The 1,249-nt window shown below is 72.1% G+C and carries 1 protein-coding gene and 1 pseudogene; both read left to right on the top strand.

The window, feature by feature from the left end; all coding sequences use genetic code 11:
- Positions 1–286 (top strand): annotated as a pseudogene (locus tag NJ376_RS25615) (hypothetical protein); the annotation flags it as partial.
- A gap of 558 nt (positions 287–844) precedes the next feature.
- Positions 845–1,249: ABC transporter substrate-binding protein (locus NJ376_RS25610; protein WP_252956205.1), on the top strand; the 405-nt coding region annotated here is incomplete at its 3' end.

Genomic DNA, 1,249 nt, shown 5'->3' with positions numbered 1-1,249 from the left:
GGCGCAGCGCCAGGCCTCCCGTCATGTGGCCACCCGCACCGCCGCGCCGGTGCAGCGTTCCGCCATGCGCGGCCAGGTGGGCGTGGCGCGGGATGCGCGGGCGGCCTCCGCCAGCACCGCGGCGCCGCGCCGCGGCCTCCTGATGGGCCGCGCCCAGGCGCAGACGGTGCGCTGGATGTCCGGCCTGCCGGCCCCGGCGCTGGTCCAGGCGCAGGAATGCCCGGACGGCACCATGGCCACCCTCGCCCGCGGCCATGACGACATCGTCCGCTGCGTGCCCTTCTAGAAATCCCCACAAAGTCGCTTCGCGCCTTCGCGGGGGCCCCGGAGGCGCCGTTCTCCTGAGGCTTCGCACAGCCCGCCGCGGCGAAGCCGCGCCGGGCACCGGGCGGCGCGGTTGAGAGGCGCGGGCAGGGCGCCAGCATCCCGCGGCCGCACACTCCACCGCATCGCTGAATGCCCGGGCAGGGCGCTGTCCTCCTGAGCCTCGCACAGCCCGCTGCGGCGAAGCGGCGCCGGGCAGCGGGCGGCGCGGATGAGGGCGCTGCCAGGGCAATTCGCGTCCGCGGACAAGATACCCCACCACATCCGGAGGGCCCAGGCGTGGCGCCGCCTTCGCGACGCCTCGCCTAGCCGCCCATCACCTAGAGCATGCTGCGTTCGCTTGCGCTCACGCAGCATGCTCTGGGCCGTTGTTTTACGAGCATCTTCACGCGTTCAGATGAGTCCATCTGAACGCGATCTGCTCTAGCTCCCGGGGTTCCCCTCCAGGCTCCTGGCAGGTTAGCCTCGCCGAAACGCCAGGCCGGCCGTCAGAGCCATGCCGATAACGGGGACGCTTCCGATGAACCGCCGCTCCTTCCTCGCGGCCAGCGCGGCCGCCATGGCCGCGCCCGGCCTCTTGCGGGCCCAGCCCGCCACCACGCTGAAATTCATCCCGCAGATCGACCTCGCCGTGCTCGATCCGCACGGCACCACCGCCTACGTCACCCGCGGCCATGGCCACATGGTGTTCGACACGCTCTACGGCATGGACGCGCAATTCCGCCCGCATCCGCAGATGGTCGAAGGCCATGTGGTGGAGAATGACGGCAGGCTCTGGACGCTGACGCTCCGCCCCGGCCTGCTCTGGCATGATGGGGAGAAGGTGACGTCGCGCGACTGCGTCGCCTCCATCCGCCGCTGGGCAAAGCGCGACGCCCTCGGCCAGGCGCTGCTGGACGCGACCGACGAGCTCTCCGCCCCGGAT

The sequence above is a fragment of the Siccirubricoccus soli genome (genome assembly GCF_024178315.1).
In the GTDB taxonomy this organism is placed as follows: Bacteria; Pseudomonadota; Alphaproteobacteria; order Acetobacterales; family Acetobacteraceae; genus Siccirubricoccus; species Siccirubricoccus soli.
Note: the sequence above shows the minus strand (reverse complement) of the source record. Positions and strands in the feature narration are given on the sequence as shown.